Source organism: Cellulomonas sp. McL0606 (assembly GCF_058248365.1).
The window spans coordinates 2,993,885-3,015,271 of sequence record NZ_CM177779.1 but is presented as its reverse complement, the minus strand read 5'-3'; the positions used below and the strand labels follow the sequence as shown (position 1 = coordinate 3,015,271).

The following is a 21,387-nucleotide window of genomic DNA, read 5'->3' as shown; positions in this document are numbered from 1 at the left end:
TCAGCGGGCCGCGAAGCTCGCGGTAGCGGACAGGTACCCGACGGTGCGGCCGTCGCCCTTCACCTCGAGGTGCGCGGCTTCGCGCAGGCGGTGCAGCTCCGTGCCGGAGACCGACGCGACCGCGCCGTGCAGCGTGTAGGAGCCCTCGCCGAGCGTGAGGTCGCCGAGCTGGAACCGGTAGGTGGCTGTGCCCCGGACGGTCGGCAGACCGACCCCGAGCAGCTTGGTGTTGGTGCCGAACACCGAGACGCCGAGGCTGGACTCGATGCCGATGCCGAGCACGCCGTCGGTGAAGGGCTCGGCGGCCCGGACCGTCACCTCGACGGTGAGCGGGTCGCCGGGCGAGACGCTCTCGACGGGGAGGCCGCTCGGCCCGAGGACGACGACGGACTCCACGACGACCATCTCGGGTCGGGCGTCCTCCTCCTGCACCTTGACCCGGCGCCGATCCAGGTCGTCCTGACGCGTCAGCTCGAACTCCGAGCGCAGCGTGCGCAGCGAGTCCCGGGGCTCGCCGTCGGCGATCACTCGCCCGCTCTCCAGGACGATCGCGCGGTCGCACAGGTCGGCGACGGTGTCGAGGGAGTGGGTCACGATGACGATGGTCCGTCCGTCGTGCTGGAAGCCGCGGATGCGGTCCATGCACTTGCGCTGGAACGGTTCGTCGCCCACCGCGAGGACCTCGTCGACCAGGAGGATGTCCGGGTCGACGTGCACGGCGACGGCGAACGCCAGCCGGACGTACATGCCGGACGAGTAGAACTTGACCTGGGTGTCGATGAACCGCTCGATGCCGGAGAAGTCGACGATCGCGTCGAAGTGCTGGTCGGTCTGCGCCCGGGAGAGCCCGAGGATCGAGGCGTTGAGGTAGACGTTCTCCCGACCGGTCAGATCGGGATGGAAGCCGGCGCCGAGCTCGAGCAGCGCCGCGAGCCGACCCCGGAGGAGGACCTCGCCCGAGGTCGGCTGGAAGATCCCACCGATCATCTTCAGCAGGGTGCTCTTGCCCGACCCGTTCGGTCCGATGAGGCCGACCGTGCTGCCCGAGCCGATCGTCAGGTCGACGTCGCGCAGGGCCCAGAAGTCGTCCTTGTACTGGTTCGAGCGCCCGAAGTTGACCAGGCGCTCCTTGAGCGACTTCTCCTTGCGGATGACGAATCGCTTCGAGAGGTCGCGGATCTCGATGACTGGCGTGGACATCACAGCTCCTGGGCGAAGTTGCTCTGCAGGCGCGAGAAGACGCGCTGGCTGAACCAGAGCAGGACGAACGAGACAGCGAGCGTGATCCAGAGGCGGCCGATCAGGTGCTCGGGGAACGCCTGACCGTCACCGGCGACCCAGAACGTCTTCTGGAAGCCCAGCACGACCTGCGTCATCGGGTTCGCCAGGTACAGCTGCTCCCAGAACGTCCCGGCGAGCGCGTTCTGCACCAGGGCCCACGAATAGACGATCGGTGACGCCCAGAACAGGATCATGATCAGGATCTCGATCAGGTACTGCACGTCCCGCAGATAGACGTTGGCGGCGGCGAGGAAGAGGCCCAGGGCTGTCCCGAAGACGACCAGGACGGCGAGGGACAGCGGGAAGTACGCCCACCGGGAACCCGTGGGGAACTGCTGGGTGACGAGCGTGGCGCCCAGCAGGATCAGGAGCTGGATCAAGAAGTTGAAGAGGGCGGCGCCGACGCTGCTGAGGGGGAAGACCTCGCGCGGGACGTAGACCTTCTTGATGAGGCCGGAGTTGTTGACGATCGACGACGTCGAGCCCGTCACGATGTCCGAGAAGAGCTGCCAGGCGGTCAGGCCGGTGAAGACGAAGATCGCGAACGACGGGATGCTGCGCGAGGCCCCGAGAAACTGGCCCAGGGCGATGAAGTACACCAGCAGCAGGGCGAGGGGACGGGCGAGGCTCCAGAAGAAGCCGAGCACGCTGTCCTTGTAGCGGGCCTTGAGCTCGCGTCGGATGAGGAGGTCGAGCAGCTCGGAGTGGTGGAAGACGTCCCGCAGGGAGTGCCAGGTGCCGGATACGAAGCCCGAGCGAGGCCCGGCCGACCGCATCGGCTCCGCGGCGAGGCGCGCTTCGCGCACGGCGTTGTCGTTCGTCATCTGCTCCCTTGTCCCGGCGGCGCCGTCTCGGGCGCCGACCGGCCTCGTATCTTACCGGGTGGGTCCGCGACCCCGGTTCGACAGCGTCGAGACCCCGTCGACCCGTGCCCGCTGTACGGGTGAAGCGTCGAGCAGCTCGACCGCGGAGGTGCACCGCGCGACCACCTTGTCGTGGTGGAATGGCGCGGATCATCACAGCGGAGCAGGGAGCAGTCATGTCGAGTCGTCGACCGAGTCGAGTGCGCGTGCGCGGCTGGGCCGGTGTGCTCGCGTTGCTGCTCGTCGGCGGGCTCGCCGCCCCGTCCGCCGCGGCGCCGGTGCCGGCGGTCGGCCCGGTCCTCGCAGTGGCGGGTGACTCCATCACGTTCTCCGGCCACGGCTGGGGCCACGGCCGCGGCATGGGTCAGTACGGCGCGCTCGGATACGCCGTGACGTACAAGTGGGGCTACACGCAGATCCTCGACCACTACTACGGCGGCACCACGCTCGCCGGCATCGGCAACCCGTACATGAACGTCGAGCTCACCGCGGAGACCGGGACGACCCTGACGGCCGTGGGCACGAACGTCCAGGTGAACGGCGCTGCGGTGGGCACGGGTGACGTCGCGATCCGTGCGCAGCTGCAGCCGGGCGGCGCCGTCGCGCTCTGGAGCGGCGCGTCGTGCGGGGCGACCACGTGGACGCCGATCGCGGGCGCCTGGACGGCGGGCAACGTGACGATCGGCACGGCAGACCCCTCCACCGTCGACGGGATGATCCGCGTGTGCGAGGCCTCCGGAGAGCGCACGTACCGGGGTCAGCTGACGGTGCAGAACGTGAGCGGTACCCAGATGACCTTCAACCGGCTCGGCGCCGAGGACTACCTGCGCGGCGTCGTCCCGCGCGAGTCCCCGGCGTCCTGGGGCAATCTCGCGAACGGCATGGAGGCGCTCAAGGCTCAGGCCGTCGCCGCGCGGAGCTACGCGCTGTCGTCGACCCGCGCGTCGGGTGCGAACACCTGCGACACGACGGCCTGCCAGGTGTACTCGGGCGCTGCGTTCCGCCCGACCGGCGGGGCGAGGACCCTCCTCGAGGCCGCGCAGTCGGACCTGGCGGTCTTGCAGACCGCCGGGCAGGTCCGCAAGGTCACCGGCACGTCGACGATCGCCCGCACCGAGTTCAGCTCGTCGACCGGCGGCTGGACCGCCGGCGGGACGTTCCCCGCGGTCGTCGACGACGGTGACGCCGTCGCGCAGAACCCGTACCACGACTGGGTGAGCACCATCCCGGTGGCGACGGTGGCCTCCGGGCTCGGCGTCAGCCCGTCCGGTCGATCTCGGTGACCCAGCGCAACGGTCTGGGCGCTGACGGCGGGCGCGTGCTGAGCGTCAACGTGGTCGACAACAACGGCGCGGCCAAGACGCTGACCGGCAACCAGGTCCGGATCGCGCTCGGCCTGCGCAGCGACTGGTTCAGCATCAGCTGGGTCTCGCCGGCCGAGGCGCAGTCGGTGGTGAAGGCGCTGTACACGGACCTGCTGGGCCGCGGCCCGGACGCGACGGGGCTGCAGGGCTGGTCGGCGGCGCTGCTCGCGGGCACGAGCCAGTCCGAGCTGGTGGCAGCGTTGACCCGCAGCGACGAGTACATCGCGCTGCGGGTCGCCAAGGCGTACAACGAGGTGCTCGGTCGCGGACCCGACCCCGTCGGTGCGCAGGCGTGGTTGACGCAGATCCGCGCGGGGCTGGGTACGGTCGACGACGTCCAGCGGCGGTTCTACGACTCGGACGAGTACTTCGCGGCGTCGGGGGGCACGTGGCCGGGGTACGTCCAGCGGCTCTACACGACGATGCTGCACCGCGGCGCCTCGGACGCCGAGGTCTCGACGTGGGTCTCGTTGGTCGCGACCCAGGGTCGCGCGTGGGTGGTGGACTCGATTTGGTGGTCACGGGAGGCCGCGTCGATCCGCGCCGGAAGCTACTACCAGACGTTCCTGGGCCGCGGACCGGACCCGACGGGACTGGCGAGCTGGACGACCGTGCTGCTGACCTCGGGCGAGGGTGCGGTGCGAGCGGGCATCGCCGGGAGCCAGGAGTACCGGGCCCGCGCGATCGCCCGGTTCCCCTGACGGGTCAGCCGGCCCCGCCGCCAGGCCTGTCGGCGGCGGCGTCGGCGAGGAACGCCCAAGCCTCGTCCGCGTACTGGTCCCACGTCCGCGTGGGACGCTGTGCGGCCTCCTCGCGCAGGCGCTCGAGCGTGCGGTCGTTGGTGAGGAGCTCGCGCATCGCGTCGGCGATGGCGACGTCGTCTCGCGGGTCCACGACGAGCGCGCCGCCCTCCTTCGCGATCTCGAGCATGCTGCCGAACGACGAGGTGATGACCGGCGTACCCACAGCGAGCGACTCGGCGACCGGCAGGCCGAACCCCTCGTTCAGCGACGGGAAGACCGTGAACCGCGCCAGGGCGTAGGCCGCCCAGAGCCGCGCGTCCGACAGTCGGCTCTCGGTGTCGACCGGCCGGCCCGCCCGCTGGGCGACCGCCAGCTGGTTCACGAAGGCGTCACTTCCCCAGGCGTTGCCGCCGACGAAGCTCAGGCTGAACTCGCGGCCCTCGCGCCACAGGAGGTCCGCGGCGTGCAGGACCGCGAGGTGGTTCTTGCGCGGCTCGTGGCTGCCGACCACCAGCACGAGCGGGAGCGTCCCGACCTGGAACCGGCCCACGGCGGCCTCGACGTCCCAGGTCGACTCGTCGTCGACCTCGACCGGGAGCACGACGGCCCCGACCTCCGGCCCGTCCACGCCGATGGCCGAGAGCGTCGCCCGCCATCCGTCGTACTCCGTCTTGGCGGCACTGGAGATCGCGGCGACCCGGTCGAAGTACCGGACGGCCGAGAGGTTCCCCGCGAACACGGCCGACAGGCCCAGCTGCGTGGTCTCGGCGGAGGTGATCGGGACGCAGTCGAAGCCGATGACCCCGGTGCGGTTCGTCGCGAACCGCGCCAGCGCGCGCAGGCGCGTGCTCCGTTCCGGCTCGGCGGCTGGCTCGGGGAGGACGTAGGTCGTGTGCCAGGGCACGACCACGGTGGTGACCACCGTTGCGCTCGTGTCGACGGGCGCCCGGACGTCGAGGAGGCGGTCCCGCTCGAGGGCGGTGAGCTCGCGCATCGCCTGGAAGCCGGTGGTCCAGGCCACCGGCGTCGCCGGACGGGTCGCGAGCCAGCGCCGTGTCGTCTCCCGCGCGACGCGCTGGATCCCGGTCGCGAAGTCGGTCGACGCCGTGTGCGCGACGTCGACGACGGCACCCCCGGTGACGACGCGGACCAGCCACGCGGCGCTCTCGGCCGTCGTCTGGCGCTCGATCGCGGAGACGAGCGACGCGCCACCGTCGAACTCGTCGCCGCGCGCGACCTCGATGACCGTGTCCTCGTCGGGCAGCCGACCCGACAGGACAGCCAGCGCGAGCCAGACCTGCGAGCGGTCGCACACGTCGACGACCTCGGCGAGCGCCCGACGCAAGGACTCGGGGTCCGCCGAGCTGGTCGACGGCGCCTGGGCGCGGCCGACTGCGTTCGCGAGCAGGGTCAGGCGGCTCGCCCAGGCGGTCCATCGGGCGTCGTCGATCAGCTGGCGCCCGCGTGCGGCAGCCCGCCGGTTCCTCATGGTGTCTCCCCGGCGGGAACCAGCGCCCGCCACAGCTCGTCGGCGTACTCGTCCCAGGTGCGTCGTGGCCGGGCCAGCGCCTGCGCCCGCAGCTCCTCGAGCAACGCGGCGTCCGTGAGCAGTCGGCGCATGCCGTCCGTCACGGACTCGTCGTCCCGCGGATCCACGGTGAGGCACCCACCGCCCTCGGCGATCTCCTGCTGGCTCCCGAAGTTCGACGTGAGGACGGGCGTCCCGCAGGCGAGGGAGTCCGCGACGGGCAGCCCGTATCCCTCGTGCAGGGAGACGAAGACCGTGAACGTCGCCGACCGGAGCGCGTTCCACAGGTAGGCGTCGTCGACGCGCCCCGTGTCGAGGACCGGGAAGCCCAGCGACGTCGCCCGCGCGAGAGCGGGCGCGAGGACGTCAGCGTTCCACCCGTTCCCGCCGATGAGCTCGAGGTCGAAGTCGAGTCCCTCGCGCCACAGGCGTTCGGCGCAGTGCAGGACGGTCCGCTGGTTCTTGTGCGGCTCGCGGCTGCCGACGCAGACGATGCGCGGGCGCTCGGTGCTGCGCACCACGTCGTCCTGGTGGGCGGGCGCCTCCTCGGTCAGCACGACCTCCCGGACGGTCGGGCCCGCCAGCCCCTGCGCGGCCAGGGCGCTCGCGAAGCCGCTGAACTCCATCGTCGCCGACCGGCTGATCGCGGCGATGTGGCGCGTGTGCTTCACGACGGTGAGGTACTGGGCGAACGCCAGCGCGTCCCCGAACGGGCGCGTCTCGGCGCTCGTGATCGGGATCATGTCGTACCCGACGAGCGAGAGGTCGTTCCCGGACAACGAACCGATCGTGGCCAGCCGGTCGCTCGCGGCCCCGTTGGGGACGTCCGGCAGGATGAGGGTGCTCTGCCACGGCACGACGAGGCGAGGCAGCGCGGCCGGCGTGCTGGCGATCGTCGCGACGGCCTGCCCGTGGTCGAACACCCGGGCGTGCTCCTGCGGTTCGAGACCCCGCAGGGCCGTGCGGGAGCTGTCCAGGCGGCGGCCGTGATCGCATGGGCGTCCGACCACCGCGGCAGCACCTCACGGACGACACGATGGATCCCGGTGTGCGTGTCGTTGCGCGCGGTGAAGTCGACGTCGATGACGACACCGCGGTGCACGATGTCCATCTCCATGTCGAGGTTCTCGGGCGACGGCGAATGGAGCAGCTCCTCGAACACGACCGACTCCGCGTGGCGGCGCGACGCGAGCGCCACGTACCGGCCGAACCCGACCAGCTCGCTCGCCGTGGGGTAGGCCGCCCTGATCGCGGTCAGGGTGATCCACCGGACGTCGGCACGCTTCGGGTCGGCGCACCGCTCGAGGAGGAGCGGAAGCACCTGCGCCGCGAGCCGTCCGTCGGGCTCGTCGTCGGCGGGGACCGGCGCGTCGGAGCCCAGGACGACCGCGGCCGTCGCGCTCAGACGCTGGTCGAGGGCGCGCAGCACGATGTCGGCCCACCGCCCGTCCGTCTCCGTGACGCCGTCGGCGGGAGATCGCCCCGTCACCGCGCGGGCCGCAGGTGCTTGGCCACCCGACGCACGCCGCGCAAGGGCCGCGTCACCCGCCACGAGACCGTGCCCTGGAGCGCTGCCATCTGCGCGCGCAGGTGCTCGGTCTGCTCCTCCAGTCGTGCGTCCGGCCTCGGGTCCGACGCCGCGACGGCGTCCGCCCAGGCGGTCAGCGCGAGGGTGCGCCAGTGCACGGCGTCGGCGAGGGCGGACGCGCGGTCGCCGGCGAGCCGGTCGACGGTCCGGGTGAGGTACCCGTCGAGGACGCATGCGGGGTAGGACAGCGCGGCCCGGAAGCTCGGTGGCCCGTTCGGCGGCGACGTAGAAGCGCGAGACCCCGTCGAAGAGGCAGAACTCGTACCCGGCGGCGAGCACCCCGTCCTGCCACGCCTCGTGGGTCTGCTCGGTCGAGTTCGGCGCCGTCGACTCGACGATCATGACCCAGGGGCGCCAGACCGAGAGGTCGATGCTGGCGATGACGTCGGCCTCGGCGCCCTCGACGTCGATGAGCAGGAAGTGGATGTCCTTGCCGGCCAGGCCGGCGTCGTCGAGCAGGGCGTCGAGCCGCATGGCGGGCACGACGACGTCCTCGTGGGCGATGCCGCGGCGCTCGTGCTCTGCGCTCACCGTGTCGACGAGCGTCGACAGCCCGCTCTCGGGGATCACGTGCAGCGTCACGCTGCCCCCGGTGGTCGAGACGGCGGCCTCGACCAGCGCGTCGCGGGGCCTGTCACGGCGGTGCAGCGCGGCGAACTCCGGCACGGGCTCCACGGTCACGCCGCTCCACCCGCGGTCGTAGAACGCCCGCGTGGCCGAGTCGTCGGTCGGGTGATTCGCTCCCACCTCGACGTAGGTGCCGACTCCGACGTTTCCGAGGGCTCTCCACAGGACGACGTCCTCGCCGTTCTGGGCATACGAGATGAACGGGGGCGATTGCACGAGAGCATCATAGTCGGGCACGCGTGGGCCCCCGGTCCGCCGTCGACGTGCGAGAGGTCAGCTGCGGCCCGCCCCGGCGGCCGTCCCTCGACCGGGCCAGGGTTCGTCCGTCAGGTACGACCACACCTCGCCCGCGTAGTCGTCCCAGGTGCGTGGCGGTCGCGCGCAGGCCTGCTCGTGCAGCTCGGCGAGCAGCTCGTCGTCGTTCAGGAGCCGCCCGAGTGCCGTGGCGATGGCGTGGTCGTCGCGGGGATCGACGAGGACGGCTCCACCGAGCTGGGCGATCTCGCGCATGCTGCCGTAGGCCGACGTCACGACGGGCGTGCCCGCGGCCAGCGACTCGGCGACCGGCAGGCCGAAGCCCTCGTTGAGCGAGGGGAACACCGTCAGGCGCGCCAGCCGGTAGGCCGCCCACAGGAGCCTGTCGGGCACGCGGCTCGCCGTCTCCACCGGCCGGCCGGCCCGCTGTGCGTCGGCGAGCGCCGCCGTGAAGTCCTGGCTCGCCCAGGAGTTGCCGCCCACGAACGTGAGGCTGAACCGGTCGCCCGCCCGCCAGCGCAGCTCGGCGGCGTGCAGCACGGCGAGGTGGTTCTTGCGGGGTTCGTGGCTCCCGACGACGAGGACGAGCGGGAGGTCGCCGACGACGAACCTCTCGCGCGCGTCGGCCAGGTCGGCCGCCTCGGGGGTGGGGGCCTCGGAGGCGAGCAGGATCTCGTGCACGTCCGGACCGTGCGCGCCGACGGCGCCGAGCATCCGACGCCAGCCCTCGTACTCGGTCGCGGCCGCGCCCGAGATCGCCGCGAGCCGGTCGAAGTGCCGCACGGCGGCGAGGTTGCCGAAGAAGACCGAGGCGAACCCCTCGGCGCTGGTCTCCGCCGAGGTCAGGGGGACGCAGTCGAACCCGATGACGCCCGTCCGGTTGCCCGACCAGCGGGCCAGGGCGAGCAGCCGTCCGCTGCGGCCGTGCTCGGCGGCCAGCTCGGGCACGAGGACCGTCGATCGCCACGGCACGACGACCGTCTCCTGGCGGTCCGAGACCGGCAGGCCAGGCAGCAGCCGTCCGGACTCGACCACGGTCAGCTCGCGCAGCGCCCGGAAGCCCTCGGTCCAGGCCAACGGGCGGCACGTCGTGCTCACGACCCAGCGCTGCACGGTCTCCCGCGCGACGCGCTGGATTCCGGTCGCCAGGTCCGTCGCGACGGTGTGGTTGACGTCGGCGACGACCTCACCCACCGCCACCCGGACCGCGTGGGCACGGGACTGCCGCGTGGCGGACGACACGACGTGCCGCCACAGTGCGCCAGGACCCTGCAGCGCGCACGCGCGGGTCAGCTCGACGACGTCCCGGTCCTCGGGGAGCTCCGCCGTCAGGGTGGCGAGCGCGAGCCACACCTGTGCGCGGTCGCCCAGGTCGACGACCGCAGCGAGCCCCGTCGCCAGGTCGGGTGCGGACGGGCGGCCGATGCCGACGAGGGGATCCGGAGCGCCGACCGCGCGCGCCAGCTCGGTCAGGCGCGCGACCCACAGCTCCGCGTCGTCGACGGGCCGGGATCCGCGGGTCACGACCGGCCCCCGACGGTCGCCAGCACGTCCCACAGGTCGGCGGCGTAGTCGTCCCAGGTGCGCGCGGGGCGCCGGGTCGCCTCCTGGTGCAGCCGCTCCAGCTCGGCGTCGTCGAGGAGCAGACGACGCATCGCGTCGGTCACCGCGTCGTCGTCCAGCGGGTCGACAGCGAGGCAGCCGCCTCCGTCGGCGATCTCACGCATCGATCCGTGGTCGGTGGTCACGACGGGCGTGCCGCACGCGAGCGACTCCACGACGGGGAGGCCGAACCCCTCGTGCACGGACAGGAACACGCTGAACCGGGCGTCGCGGTACGCCTGCCAGAGCTCGTCGTCGCTGACGCGCCCGCGATCGCGCACGGGCCGTCCGCTCGCGGTGACCTCTGCGAGGTGCCGCACGAACGAGTCGCTCTGCCAGCCCGGCCCACCGATGAGCACGAACTCGAAGTCGAGCCCCTCGCGCCAGAGCCGCTCGGCCGCGTACAGCACCGTGCGGTGGTTCTTGTGCGGCTCGTGGCTGCCGACGCACAGGACCTGCGGGCGGGTCGGCGGGTGCTCGTCGGCGGGCGCCGGCGGCGGGACGTCGGCGGGCAGGACCACCTCGTGCACCTGGGGCCCGGGCAGTCCCTGGGCCGTCACGGCGTGGGCGAAACCTGCGAACTCGGTCGTCGCCGAGACGCTGATCCCGGCGACGCGGGCCGCGTGCTTGACCACGGTCAGGTAGCGCCCGAACCGCACGGCGTCGACGTGCGGACGCAGGTCGGCGCTCACCACGGGGATCATGTCGTACCCGATGAGGGTCACGGCGTTGCCGGAGAGCTTCGCCAGTGCGGCCAGCGCCGGGCTGAACTGTGGGTCGGGGATCTCCGGGATGACGAGCACGGCGCGCCACGGCACCACGAGCCGAGCCCGGTACGCGCGCTCGGCGGTGCGGTCCACCTCGTCGCCGCCGGAGTAGTCGAACACCCGCTGGACCTCCCGCGGGGCGAGCGTCCGCAGCGCCCCGTAGGAGTCGACGTTCGCCGTCGCGACCTGCTCATGGTCCCGCGCCCAGCGGGGGAGGGTCTCGCGGACCACCCGGTGGATCCCGGTGTGGATGTCGTGCCGGGCGCAGAAGTCGACGTTCACGACGACGCCGCCGACGACGACCTCCATCTCGAGCGCTCGCCCCGCCACGGACGCCGGACCACGTCGCCGAGCAGCGCGGCCGTCGCCTCGTCGTCGGACCGCGTCTCGAGGCTGCGACGGAACGCCTGCACCTCGCCCGCCAGGGGGAACGTGCCGGCCACCGCGGTCAGGACCAGCCAGGCGACGTCGCTCTGCGTGCTCTCGCGCGCGAGGGTCACCAGCGTGCGCAGCGTGTCCGCGGTGTCGCTGCCGGCGAGCCGTCCGAGCGCTCGCGCGGCTGCGACGACACGCTGGTCGAGGGCCGCGAGCAGGCCGGCGACGGGGTCGGGAGCCGTCACGATCGGCGCAGGCGGGACAGGACGCGCCGGCCGCCGCGCAACGGTCGCGTGACGCGCCACGAGATCGTGCGCTGCAGCGCGGCCAGCTCGGTCCGGGCGCGGGCGGCCTCGTCGCGGTTCAGCGCGCCGTCCTCGTCGTAGCGGGCCGCGGCCACCGCCTCGCCCCACGACGACACGGCGAGCGTCCGCCAGCGGACGACCTGCTCGAGCAGGTCGGCGTCCGAGCGGGCCTCGGTGCCGAGGAAGACGACGTCCGGCGACGAGAGCGCGTCGACGAGCGCCTCGGCGACGGAGGACTGCGCCGTCACGACGAGCAGTCGCAGCGGCTCCCGCACCGCCGACCGGACGGCCTCGAGGATCGCGTCGTCGCCGTCGGCGGTGGTGACGGTGCCCTGCCACCCGGCGTCCCGGAGCGAGGCGACCCACGCGGGCGTCGGCGCCGACGCCGGCTGCACGAGCGCGAACCGCGCGTCCGGGAGCCGACCCAGCGCGCGCAGGAGGACGACGTCCTCGCCGTCGGGTGAGCGCGAGATCAGGTTCGAGGCGGGCACCCGTGAAGCATAGGTGAGGGTCCGCGCCCGTTTTCGGGCTGTCGGACGCCGACCGGTAGGCTTCTGGCGTCCCAACGCCTGCTGACCCCGAGGAATCATGCCCCGCGCTCTCATCACCGGTATCACCGGTCAGGACGGTCTCTACCTCGCCGAGCTGCTGCTCGCGAAGGGCTACGACGTCTACGGCCTGATCCGCGGCCAGAACAACCCGAAGTACGGCTCGCGCGCGAGCTGGTCCCGGACGTCACGCTGCTCACGGGAGACCTGACCGACTTCTCGAGCCTCATCAGGGCGCTCGAGGTGGCCAAGCCGGACGAGGTCTACAACCTCGGCGCGATCTCGTTCGTGGCGTACTCCTGGGAGAACGCGCTCGTCACGAGCGACGTCACGGGCAAGGGCGTCCTCAACATGATCGAGGCCGTCCGGCTGTACGCGGGCAACGACCTGGGCAAGGTCCGCTTCTACCAGGCGTCGTCGTCGGAGATGTTCGGCAAGGTGCAGGAGGTCCCGCAGCGCGAGACCACCCTGCTGTGGCCGCGCTCGCCCTACGGCGTCGCCAAGGTGTTCGGGCACTACATGACGATCAACTACCGCGAGTCGTACGGCATGCACGCCTCGTCGGGGATCCTGTTCAACCACGAGTCGCCGCGCCGCGGTCCCGAGTTCGTGACGCGCAAGGTCTCGCAGGCCGTCGCGCGCATCTCCCTGGGGCTGCAGGAGGACATCACGCTCGGCAACCTGGACGCCAAGCGCGACTGGGGCTTCGCCGGCGACTACGTCGACGCCATGTGGCGGATGCTGCAGCAGCCCGAGGGGGACGACTACGTCGTCGCGACGGGCGAGACGCACTCCATCCGTGAGCTGCTCGACATCGCGTTCGCGCACGTCGGCATCGACGAGTGGGCGCACCTGGTCAAGCAGGACCCGCGCTTCATGCGCCCGGCGGAGGTCGACCTGCTGATCGGCGACCCGACCAAGGCGCAGGAGAAGCTCGGGTGGACCCGTCAGGTCGACTTCCCGAGCCTGGTCACCATGATGGTCGAGAACGACCTGGAGGAGCAGCGCGCTCTGAACGGCCGGTGACGGTGTGACGACCGCGTTCGTCACGGGGATCAGCGGCCAGGACGGCACGATCCTGGCCGCCGCGCTCGCCGCCGACGGGATCGAGGTGCACGGCCTCGTCCGGTCGGCCGACGAGGAGGCGCAGCAGCGCACGGTGCTGCCGGCCGGTGTCGTCCTGCACCTGGGCGAGCTCACCGACCGTGCTCGCGTCGGCGAGCTTCGTCGACTCCGTGCGGCCCGACGAGATCTACAACCTCGCCGGGATCAGCTCGGTCGCTTACTCGTGGGAGCACCCCACCGTCACCGGTGAGGTCAGCGGGTTGGCGGCGGTCGGCGTCTTCGAGGCAGCCTGGTCCCTGCAGGAGCGCACGGGCCGGGCGGTCCGGGTGCTCCAAGCCTCGAGCGCGGAGATCTTCGGGCGACCTGACCGCACGCCGCAGGACGAGGGCACGACCGTCCGGCCGATCTCGCCCTACGGCGCCGCCAAGGCGTACGCGCACCAGATGGCCGGGATCTTCCGTGGGCGGGGTCTGCACGTCGCGACGACGATCCTGTACAACCACGAGTCGCCGCTGCGTCCGACGACGTTCGTCACGCGCAAGATCACGGCCGCGGCCGCGCGGATCGCGCACGAGGGTGGTGGGACGCTGTCGCTCGGCAGCACGGCGGTCCGCCGCGACTGGGGCTGGGCCCCGGACTACGTCGATGCCATGACGCGGGCGCTGCGGCACACCACCGCCGACGACTTCGTCGTCGCGACGGGCGTCACGCACACCGTCGCGGAGTTCGTCGAGACCGCGATGCGGCACGCCGGGGTGGCCGACTGGGAGGCGCACGTGGAGACCGACGAGGGGTTGGTCCGGCCGGCAGACGCCGCCGAGCAGATCGGTGACGCCACGAAGGCCCACGAGGTGCTCGGCTGGCGCCCGACCGTGACGTTCGACGAGCTGGTCGGGCGCATGGTCGACCACGACCTCGCGATCGTCCGGGGTGTCGCATGACCGAGACCCGCCCCGGGGTGGTCACGGTCGTCCTGGTCAACTACAAGGGCGCCGACGACACGATCACGGCCCTGCAGGCGTTCGCCGACATCGACTGGCCGACGGACCGGCTCGAGCTCGTCGTCATCGACAACGACTCGGGCGACGGCAGCGTCGAGCGGATCCGCACGGCGGTGCCGACGGCGACGGTGATCGACTCGGGCTCCAACACGGGATTCGCGGGCGGGTGCAACCTCGGCGTCGCGCACGCGAGCGGCGAGTACGTCGCGTTCCTGAACAACGACGCGCGCCCGGACAAGGGCTGGATCCGCTCGGCCGTCGAGGTGCTGGAGGGCGACCGCACGATCGGCTCCGTCGCCTCGAAGGTGCTCGACTGGGACGGACGGCTCATCGACTACGTCGACGGCTCCCTGACGTGGTTCGGCATGGGCTACAAGCGCGAGGTCGAGAAGCCCGAGACGGGTGCCTACGACACCGCGAAGGACGTGCTGTTCGGCACGGGCGCCGCGATGTTCGTCCGTACCGAGCTCTACCGCGAGGTCGGCGGGTTCGACGAGCGGTTCTTCATGTTCTACGAGGACGTCGACCTGGGCTGGCGGCTCAACCTGCTCGGCCACCGGGTGCGCTACGTGCCGGGCTCGGTCGCGTACCACAAGCACCACGTGACCATGAAGAAGTTCGGCAACTTCCGCGAGAGCTACCTGCTCGAGCGCAACGCGCTGCTCGCGATGTACAAGAACTACGACGACGAGTCGCTCGCCCGTGCGCTGCCCGCGGCGATGGCGCTCGCGGTGCGCCGGTCGGTCGCGCGCACGGGGGTCGACGCCACGGCGCTGGACCTTCAGCGCTCGCCGGGTGGCGACGACGTGGGCACCATCGAGATCCCGAAGATGGCGCTGACCGGCCCGTACGCGATCGACTACTTCGTCGAGCAGCTGCCGAGCCTCCTGGAGTCCCGCCGCGAGCTGCAGGGCAAGCGCCGGCGCAGCGACCGCGAGCTGTTCCCGCTGTTCCGCGAGGCCATCGAGCCCGCGTACGGCCAGCCGTCCTACCTCGCGGCGCACGAGGTGCTGCTCGAGGCGTTCGGCATCGTCGAGCACTTCACGGCCCGCCACCGCATCCTCGTCGTGACCGGCGAGCCGCTGCTCGAACGCATGGCCGGGCCGGCGATCCGGGCGTGGGAGATCGCCAAGGCGCTCGCCCCCGACCACGAGGTCCGCCTCGTCTCGACGGCCGGCGCCAAGCGCACGAGCGCGGACTTCTCCGTCGGGTACGCCGCCGGCACGGGGCTCAAGGAGCCGACAGGCTGGGCCGACGTCATCATCTTCCAGGGCTTCCTGCTGGAGACGGCGCCCTGGCTCAAGGGCAGCGACAAGATCATCGTCGCGGACATCTACGACCCGATGCACCTGGAGCAGCTCGAGCAGGCGCGTGACCTGGGCGTCGAGGGCCGGCAGAACGCGATCGACGTGACCACGCACGCGCTGAACGAGCAGCTGCGCCGCGCCGACTTCCTGCTCTGCGCCTCCGACAAGCAGCGCGACTTCTGGCTCGGTCAGCTGGCCGGTCAAGGTCGGATCAACCCCGCGGTCTACGACGAGGACGCCTCGCTGGACAACCTGCTCGCGGTGGTCCCGTTCGGCATCGAGGACTCGCCGCCCGTGCAGAAGAAGCACGGCATCAAGGGCGCGGTCCCGGGCATCGGCCCGGACGACAAGGTGATCTTGTGGGGCGGCGGGATCTACAACTGGTTCGACCCGCTGACCCTGCTGCGTGCGGTCGACCGGCTCAAGGACCGCCATCCCGAGGTCCGGCTCTTCTTCCTCGGCCTGAAGCACCCGAACCCGGGCGTCCCGACGATGGCGATGGCGTGGCGGACGCGCGAGCTGGCCGACGAGCTCGGCCTGACCGGGACGCACGTGTTCTTCAACGAGGGCTGGGTGCCGTACGAGGAACGGGCGAACTTCCTGCTCGACGCCGACGTGGGCGTCTCGACGCACTTCCAGCACGTCGAGACCGCGTTCAGCTTCCGCACCCGCATCCTCGACTACCTGTGGGCAGCGCTCCCGATCGTGGCGACGGGGGGCGACACGTTCGGCGCCCTCATCGCCGAGCACGGCCTCGGCCGGGTGGTCCCCGAGCAGGACGTCGCCGCGCTCGAGGCGGCCCTCGAGGAGATGCTCTACGACGCCGAGGCCGGTGCTGCAGCGCGTGAGGCGTCCGCCGCCTTCGCGCAGGGGTTCACGTGGTCGACCGTCCTGACCCCGCTCGTCGAGTTCGCCCGCCACCCGCGCCGGGCAGCCGACCTCGCGGTTCCGGGCTCGGTCGGCGACGCCCCGCGGCCGCGTCGTCGGGGGCCGCGTCGCTCCGTGCGCTCCGACCTGACGCTCGCGCGCGACTACCTGCGGGCCGGGGGCGTGCAGGAGGTCAGCCGTCGGGCCTGGGGTCGGGTGACCCGCGGGGTCGGCCAGGGCTGACCGTCTGCTTCGGTCAACGGTTCCGGCGCCCACGCAGCGACCAGGGCAGCCGTGGCCAGCCCGACGATCGTCGGCGGCGCTCGCGCTGGACCTGGCTCAACCGCGCGCCCAGCGGTCCGCCGGCGGCGACGACGGAGTGCAGCTCTCGGATGTCGCGGGCTGCCCGCTCGCCGACGGCCGCCGCGGCCGCCGGGTCATCCACGAGCCGGCGCATGAGCCGCGCCGCTGCGTCCAGGTCAGGCTCCGCCCATCGGCCGCCGGCCGGGTACGGGGCCGCGGAGCCGGGGATCGTCGCGGCAGCCCACGGGACGAGGTAGCTGTTGTCGTCGTTCATGAACTGCAGGTTGCCGCTGTAGCCGGTCGCGACGACCGGCTTGCCCCACGCCATCGCCTCGGCCATCGTCAGCCCCAGGCCTTCGCTGCGGTGCAGCGAGACGTAGGCGTCGCTGTGGGCCACGAGCGCGTCCCGCTCCGCGGCCTTCAGGTACTCCTCGCGGAGGTGGACGTGCGGGTGGCCGGCCGCGTGCAGGCGTAGTCGCTCCGCGTCGCTGGGGCGGCGGTGCGCGTTGAGCGACTTCAGCACGAGCACGGCACCGTCGCGCGGCCCGAAGGCGGACGTGAACGCGTCGATGAGCCCGAGGGGGTTCTTCCGGTCGAGCGTGCTCAGGTGGTCGAACACGAAGAGGAACAGGAAACCGTCCGGCAGTCCGAGGTCGGCGCGCGTCAGCGCGGGCTCGTCGCCGCGCTGGGGCAGCGGCGGCATGAGCGTGCGCACGGGAACGGGGGAGTGCGGCTCGATGGCGGCCCGGACGAAGTCGGTGGCGACCCACACCTCGTCGACGAACGCGAAGGCGCCATGGAGCGTCGCCGGGAACTCCTCGACCTCCCAGTACCACATGCCGATCCGGTAGCTGCGATCCAGGAGCTGGCCGACGGCCGGTGCGACGACGGGCGTGAGGTCGGCGTTGACGCACAGCACGGTGGCGTCGAACGGGCCCGCGGTGTCGGTCGACGCGACCGCGTCGCGGGTGGGTCCGAGCGCGTGCTCGTCGACGCTGACGGTGTGCACCGGGACGTGTGCTGCGCGGGCCGCCGCGACGACGAGGCGCGCCGACTCGCCGATGCCGAGCTCGCCGCGCAGGAAGCCGACGACGTTCAGCCCGGCCGACGGTCGCCCGCGCCGGGGCCCACGGGGGCGACGCGGACGGGCCGGTGGTCTCGACGGGCTCGCGACAGGGGTGCCGACGAGCTGCGCCGGGTAGCCCTCGGCCACCGCGTTCGCCCGGGCCCAGGCGAGTAAGTTCGTGGTGTCCGGCCCGGGTACCCGCGGGAACGCCTCCAGGAGGTCGGGCCGCAGTCGCCGCACCGCCGAGAGGTAACGCCCGGGCGCTCCGTCCGGGGCGGGTGCGGTCAGCCAGGCGAGCAGTGCGTCCCGCTCCGCGTCGGCGAACGGGTCCGGGGCGTCCGACGGTGGGTCGGCATACAGTGCGCGCAGGACGTCGTCGACGGGTGTATCGAGGCTCGTGCGCGTCGGGTCCCACCCGCCCGTCGCCTCCGGGAGCTGGTCGGCGGTCAGGCGAGCGGCAGCCGCGGCGACGAAGGACGCGAGTGCCGGGTGGTCGCTCAGGCGGGCCCGCGGATCGGACGACTCGCGTGCGTCGAGGAGCCAGGGACGAGCGGGATCGAGCCCGGACAGGTCGACGGCATCGACCTGTCGACCGTCCAGGAGCAGCCCGCCGTCCGCGCTCGCCGACACCTGGGAGCCGCGGTCGAGCGACCACCACGACACCAGCGTCGACGGCTCCTCGACGTCGCCCGCACCTCCTCCGGGCCGGATCCCCAGCAGGCAGGTCGCAAACTCCCCGGCGGCATCGATGTCCGCCTGGTCGGGGTGGAGGCCGTCGGCGAGCAGGGGTCCCGGGGTCCTGCGCACCAGCCGTCGAGCGGCGTCGCCGGGGCCCGTCAGGTTGTCCGGCTGCTGCAGGACGACGACCCCCGGCAGCAGGCAGAGCACGGCGTCGGAGCGCGGCTCGAACGTCTCGGCGACGAGTGGCAGCAGGTCGGAGAGCAGGCGTGACGCGGCCCCGCGGGCGGCGCGCAGATGCAGCGCGCGCTCCTCGAGCCCGACCTCCGCCGGTGTCACGGTCCGCTCCGTGCCGATCGGGACGTAGCTGCCATCGAGGTCGAGCACGCGCAGCTCGGTCGTCGGCTCCACCCTCAGGATCGCCTCGGCCGACAGGCGCGCGTGTGCGCGGCTGGTGCGGTCGCTGACCAGGGCGGCGCGCAGCGGACGGCTCACGCGCGACCCACGTACGTCGCGACGTCGGCCCGAGACACAGCGGACCCGTCCCAGACCCTGCGCCGCTCGGCGAGCGTGCGGGGGAGGCGCAGCACGTGCGCACCGATCCCCCGTGCCCTGGCCCGTGTGGTCGGGGCGGTCGGTGCGCTCAGTGCAGCACGGAGCAGGCCGAGACCCTGACGGGCCAACGAACGGGCCGCGACCGACTTCGGGGCGTGCCGAGTCAGGACGACGAGCGAGTTGCGGGTGTTGTAGTACCGGAACACCGGGCTGTCGGTGCCCGAGCTCGCCGCATGCTGGTGCTCGGCCACCGCGGCCGGCACGTACCGGACCGACCAGCCGGCTGCCCGCATGCGCCACGAGAGGTCGGTGTCCTCGTAGTACAGGAACAGCGACGGGTCGAAGCCGCCCACAGCGTCGAGCATCTCCCGGCGCAGCAGCGCCGCGCCCCCGCAGAAGCCGAAGACGTCCGGGTCGGCGGACTCCGTGCCGAGCAGCCGGCGGAAGTCCCGGTCGGTGCCCCGCCCGTCGGCCGTGACGATGTTGCCGGTGGAGTTCACGAGCACCGGATCCGTGCCGGCGAGCAGGATCTTCGCCGTCGCCGCTCCGACCGAGGGCTCGTCGAACGCGTGCACGAGCCGTTCGACGGCGTCGGGAGCGAAGGTCGCGTCGTTGTTCAGGAGCACGACGTGGCCGGTGGCGCCCCGCATCCCGAGGGCCGCACCGCCGGCGAACCCCAGGTTCCGCCCGGCACGCACGACGCGGACGTCGCGCGCCGCCAGCAGGTCGGCCGTCCCGTCCGTGGACGCGTTGTCGACCACCACGACCTCCACCGGGAGTGTCTGCGCCGCCAGGGAGTCGAGGCACGCAGGCAGCAGGTGGGCGCCGTTCCAGGAGACCACCACGGCGCGCACGGTCCCGTGTGAAAGCACGGCGCGAGTCTAGGTGTCTATACGCTCGGCGGCGTGGACCCGCTGCGCATCGCCCTGACCGTCGAGCAGTGCTGGCAGCCCGTCCCCGGCGGTTCGGGCTCGTACATCGCGGAGCTGACGCGGGCGCTCGCCCTCGAACCGTCCGTCCGGACCGTCGGGTTGGCGGCGCGCCACGGGGCCGACGAGCTCCGCTGCCGGCGCCCACGGGCCGCGTCCTGCAGGCCCGGTTGCCTCGGGTCGCGCTGTACGAGTCGTGGAGCAGGCTCCGTCGGCCCCGAGCGGAGTCGACCGTGCCCGGGCTCGACGTGCTCCACGCGACCACCTGGGCCGTCCCGGGGCGCCGCGTGCCGCTCGTCGTCACGGTGCACGACCTGGCGTTCCTGCGCGAGAAGGACCACTTCACGGCGCGCGGCAACGCCTTCTTCCGGCGAGCCCTCGACATCGTGCGCGACGAGGCCGCGCACGTGGTCGTCCCGTCTCGGGCGACGCTCGACGACTGCGTGACGCACGGCATCGAGGCCGGGCGGATCTCGGTCGTCCCGCACGGTGTCCGGGCGCAGGAGGTGTCCGCGCGCGCCGCGCTCGCCTGGCGTTCCGGGGTGCACCTCGAGCGTCCGTACGTCCTGTGGTGCGGCACGCTCGAGCCCCGCAAGAACGTGCCGCGGCTCGTCGAGGCGTATGCGCGGGCGGCCGGGCAGCTGGACCACGACCTCGTGCTCGTCGGACCCTCGGGGTGGGGGGAGGCGACCGCGGACGTCGAGCGCGCGCTGTCGCAGCTTCCCCGCGGACGGGTGCACCTGCTCGGACGGCTCGACGACGCCGACCTCCAGGCCGCGTACGCGGGCGCGGCCGCCTTCGCGTTCCCGTCGCTCTGGGAGGGCTTCGGCATGCCGGTCCTGGAGGCGATGGCGCACGGCGTGCCGGTCGTGACGTCCGCGGGGAGCTCGATGGCCGAGTTCGCGGTGGGGGAGCTGGTCGACCCGCTCGACGTGGACTCGATCGCGGCGGGACTGGTCGCGGCGGTGGAGCACGGTCCCGGGCACGCCGCCGTCCGGGCAGCCGCACAACCGTTCACGTGGTCCCGGTCGGCGCGGGCGCACGCCGAGGTCTACCGGGCGGCGTCAGGCCTCGGCTGAGCCCAGCGACGCGACGTAGGCGTCGACCTCGTCGGCACGCGGCAGCGCGCCCGCGGCGAGCGCCTCTGCGAGTGACGGCGCCGCGAGGTCCTTGGCCGACAGCTGCGGCTCGAGGGGCGACCCGTCGCGCGCGGTCGTGGGCCACACGATGCCCACCTCCGGGTCGAGCGGGTGCACGCCGTGCTCGCGCTCGGGAGTGAACGGCGAGGAGCACATGTAGAGCACGGTCGAGTCGTCCTCGAGCGACAGGAACGCGTGCCCCAGCCCCTCGGACAGGTAGATCGCCCGACGGTCGACGTCGTCGAGCAGCACCGTGTCCCAGGTCGCGAACGTCGGCGAGCCGACGCGCAGGTCCACGACCACGTCGAGGACCGCTCCCTTGGCACAGGTGACGTACTTGGCCTGCCCGACCGGGACGTCGGCGTAGTGGATGCCGCGCAGCACGCCCGCGGCGGAGACCGACAGGTTCGCCTGCCGCAGGTCGAACCGGTGACCGATGCTCTCGAGGAACGGGACGCCCTGGAAGTACTCGAGGAACACCCCCCGCGGGTCGCCGTGCTGGACGGGCGTGATCTCCCACGCCCCGGGGACCGCAAGCTCGCGGTACGTCATCGTCGTCCTTCCGGAGGCGGGGGCAGGGCTGGTGGCGTCAGGGACGAGTCAATCTACCGGGCCCGATACCCTGACGAGT

General features: G+C 72.5%; 18 protein-coding genes and 1 pseudogene. 7 read left to right on the top strand and 12 right to left on the bottom strand.

What is annotated here, in order from left to right:
* Entirely contained in the window at positions 1 to 1,200 is a 1,200-nt protein-coding gene (locus AC38ZX_RS15325; protein WP_426592774.1) for an ABC transporter ATP-binding protein, read from the bottom strand.
* On the bottom strand, positions 1,200 to 2,105 hold the full coding sequence (locus AC38ZX_RS15320) for an ABC transporter permease (RefSeq protein WP_426592773.1): 906 nt from the start codon (positions 2,103 to 2,105) through the stop codon (positions 1,200 to 1,202). Before AC38ZX_RS15320 ends, AC38ZX_RS15325 begins: the two co-directional genes overlap by 1 nt.
* A 245-nt stretch (positions 2,106 to 2,350) precedes the next feature.
* Here AC38ZX_RS15320 and AC38ZX_RS15315 point away from each other — a divergent pair, with 245 nt between their 5' ends.
* A complete protein-coding gene (locus AC38ZX_RS15315) occupies positions 2,351 to 3,427 on the top strand; it encodes a SpoIID/LytB domain-containing protein (protein WP_491295077.1) in 1,077 nt (358 codons plus the stop codon).
* Positions 3,424 to 4,209 (top strand): DUF4214 domain-containing protein, encoded by a 786-nt coding sequence (locus tag AC38ZX_RS15310; RefSeq protein ID WP_491295076.1) that lies wholly within the window; start codon positions 3,424 to 3,426, stop codon positions 4,207 to 4,209. The genes AC38ZX_RS15315 and AC38ZX_RS15310 overlap by 4 nt, the downstream gene beginning before the upstream one ends.
* Positions 4,210 to 4,213: 4 nt before the next feature.
* Here the strand turns inward: AC38ZX_RS15310 and AC38ZX_RS15305 are convergent, their stop codons facing one another.
* From AC38ZX_RS15305 to AC38ZX_RS15275, 7 genes are read right to left on the bottom strand one after another with little or no spacing between them, the layout of a single operon-like run.
* On the bottom strand, positions 4,214 to 5,740 hold the full coding sequence (locus AC38ZX_RS15305; RefSeq protein ID WP_491295075.1) for a glycosyltransferase family 4 protein: 1,527 nt from the start codon (positions 5,738 to 5,740) through the stop codon (positions 4,214 to 4,216).
* On the bottom strand, positions 5,737 to 6,558 hold the full coding sequence (locus AC38ZX_RS15300; RefSeq protein ID WP_491295074.1) for a glycosyltransferase family 4 protein: 822 nt from the start codon (positions 6,556 to 6,558) through the stop codon (positions 5,737 to 5,739). The genes AC38ZX_RS15305 and AC38ZX_RS15300 overlap by 4 nt, the downstream gene beginning before the upstream one ends.
* Positions 6,519 to 8,210: an FkbM family methyltransferase gene (locus tag AC38ZX_RS15295; protein ID WP_491295073.1), complete on the bottom strand. Its 1,692-nt coding sequence runs from the start codon at positions 8,208 to 8,210 to the stop codon at positions 6,519 to 6,521. Before AC38ZX_RS15295 ends, AC38ZX_RS15300 begins: the two co-directional genes overlap by 40 nt.
* Before the next feature lie 57 nt (positions 8,211 to 8,267).
* Positions 8,268 to 9,773 (bottom strand): glycosyltransferase, encoded by a 1,506-nt coding sequence (locus AC38ZX_RS15290; RefSeq protein WP_491295072.1) that lies wholly within the window; start codon positions 9,771 to 9,773, stop codon positions 8,268 to 8,270.
* Positions 9,770 to 10,927, bottom strand: coding sequence for a glycosyltransferase family 4 protein (locus AC38ZX_RS15285; protein WP_491295071.1), 1,158 nt, complete (start codon positions 10,925 to 10,927; stop codon positions 9,770 to 9,772). The genes AC38ZX_RS15290 and AC38ZX_RS15285 overlap by 4 nt, the downstream gene beginning before the upstream one ends.
* Positions 10,897 to 11,238 (bottom strand): hypothetical protein, encoded by a 342-nt coding sequence (locus AC38ZX_RS15280; RefSeq protein WP_491295070.1) that lies wholly within the window; start codon positions 11,236 to 11,238, stop codon positions 10,897 to 10,899. The genes AC38ZX_RS15285 and AC38ZX_RS15280 overlap by 31 nt, the downstream gene beginning before the upstream one ends.
* Positions 11,235 to 11,789, bottom strand: coding sequence for a hypothetical protein (locus tag AC38ZX_RS15275; RefSeq protein WP_491295069.1), 555 nt, complete (start codon positions 11,787 to 11,789; stop codon positions 11,235 to 11,237). The genes AC38ZX_RS15280 and AC38ZX_RS15275 overlap by 4 nt, the downstream gene beginning before the upstream one ends.
* A 97-nt stretch (positions 11,790 to 11,886) precedes the next feature.
* Between AC38ZX_RS15275 and AC38ZX_RS15270 the strand changes: the two are divergent.
* The 4 genes and pseudogenes from AC38ZX_RS15270 to AC38ZX_RS15255 all read left to right on the top strand — a co-directional run bounded on the left by AC38ZX_RS15270 (position 11,887) and on the right by AC38ZX_RS15255 (position 16,329).
* A pseudogene (locus tag AC38ZX_RS15270) lies at positions 11,887 to 12,872 on the top strand (GDP-mannose 4,6-dehydratase).
* Positions 12,873 to 12,876: 4 nt separating this feature from the next.
* Positions 12,877 to 13,161, top strand: a complete 285-nt coding sequence (locus AC38ZX_RS15265) for a GDP-mannose 4,6-dehydratase (protein WP_491295068.1) — start codon at positions 12,877 to 12,879, stop codon at positions 13,159 to 13,161.
* Positions 13,082 to 13,852 (top strand): GDP-mannose 4,6-dehydratase, encoded by a 771-nt coding sequence (locus tag AC38ZX_RS15260; RefSeq protein WP_491295067.1) that lies wholly within the window; start codon positions 13,082 to 13,084, stop codon positions 13,850 to 13,852. The genes AC38ZX_RS15265 and AC38ZX_RS15260 overlap by 80 nt, the downstream gene beginning before the upstream one ends.
* Positions 13,849 to 16,329 (top strand): glycosyltransferase, encoded by a 2,481-nt coding sequence (locus tag AC38ZX_RS15255; RefSeq protein WP_426592763.1) that lies wholly within the window; start codon positions 13,849 to 13,851, stop codon positions 16,327 to 16,329. The genes AC38ZX_RS15260 and AC38ZX_RS15255 overlap by 4 nt, the downstream gene beginning before the upstream one ends.
* A gap of 13 nt (positions 16,330 to 16,342) precedes the next feature.
* Here AC38ZX_RS15255 and AC38ZX_RS15250 read toward each other — a convergent pair whose 3' ends face one another.
* Entirely contained in the window at positions 16,343 to 18,628 is a 2,286-nt protein-coding gene (locus tag AC38ZX_RS15250; protein WP_491295066.1) for a glycosyltransferase, read from the bottom strand.
* A complete protein-coding gene (locus tag AC38ZX_RS15245; RefSeq protein ID WP_491295065.1) occupies positions 18,625 to 19,560 on the bottom strand; it encodes a glycosyltransferase family 2 protein in 936 nt (311 codons plus the stop codon). The genes AC38ZX_RS15250 and AC38ZX_RS15245 overlap by 4 nt, the downstream gene beginning before the upstream one ends.
* A gap of 290 nt (positions 19,561 to 19,850) precedes the next feature.
* Between AC38ZX_RS15245 and AC38ZX_RS15240 the strand changes: the two genes are divergently transcribed.
* A complete protein-coding gene (locus tag AC38ZX_RS15240; protein WP_491295064.1) occupies positions 19,851 to 20,696 on the top strand; it encodes a glycosyltransferase family 4 protein in 846 nt (281 codons plus the stop codon).
* Here AC38ZX_RS15240 and AC38ZX_RS15235 read toward each other — a convergent pair.
* Entirely contained in the window at positions 20,682 to 21,308 is a 627-nt protein-coding gene (locus AC38ZX_RS15235; RefSeq protein ID WP_426592759.1) for a dTDP-4-dehydrorhamnose 3,5-epimerase family protein, read from the bottom strand. The two genes, AC38ZX_RS15240 and AC38ZX_RS15235, sit on opposite strands and share 15 nt — an antisense overlap.
* Between the last annotated feature and the right edge of the window lie 79 nt (positions 21,309 to 21,387).

What these genes read in the sequence shown, in the direction of transcription:
- AC38ZX_RS15235 (WP_426592759.1), bottom strand. Translation starts at nt 21,308, where the DNA reads ATGACGTACCGCGAGCTTGCGGTCCCCGGGGCGTGGGAGATCACGCCC.
- AC38ZX_RS15305 (WP_491295075.1), bottom strand. Translation starts at nt 5,740, where the DNA reads ATGAGGAACCGGCGGGCTGCCGCACGCGGGCGCCAGCTGATCGACGAC.
- AC38ZX_RS15325 (WP_426592774.1), bottom strand. Translation starts at nt 1,200, where the DNA reads ATGTCCACGCCAGTCATCGAGATCCGCGACCTCTCGAAGCGATTCGTC.
- AC38ZX_RS15285 (WP_491295071.1), bottom strand. Translation starts at nt 10,927, where the DNA reads ATGGAGGTCGTCGTCGGCGGCGTCGTCGTGAACGTCGACTTCTGCGCC.
- AC38ZX_RS15255 (WP_426592763.1), top strand. Translation starts at nt 13,849, where the DNA reads ATGACCGAGACCCGCCCCGGGGTGGTCACGGTCGTCCTGGTCAACTAC.
- AC38ZX_RS15320 (WP_426592773.1), bottom strand. Translation starts at nt 2,105, where the DNA reads ATGACGAACGACAACGCCGTGCGCGAAGCGCGCCTCGCCGCGGAGCCG.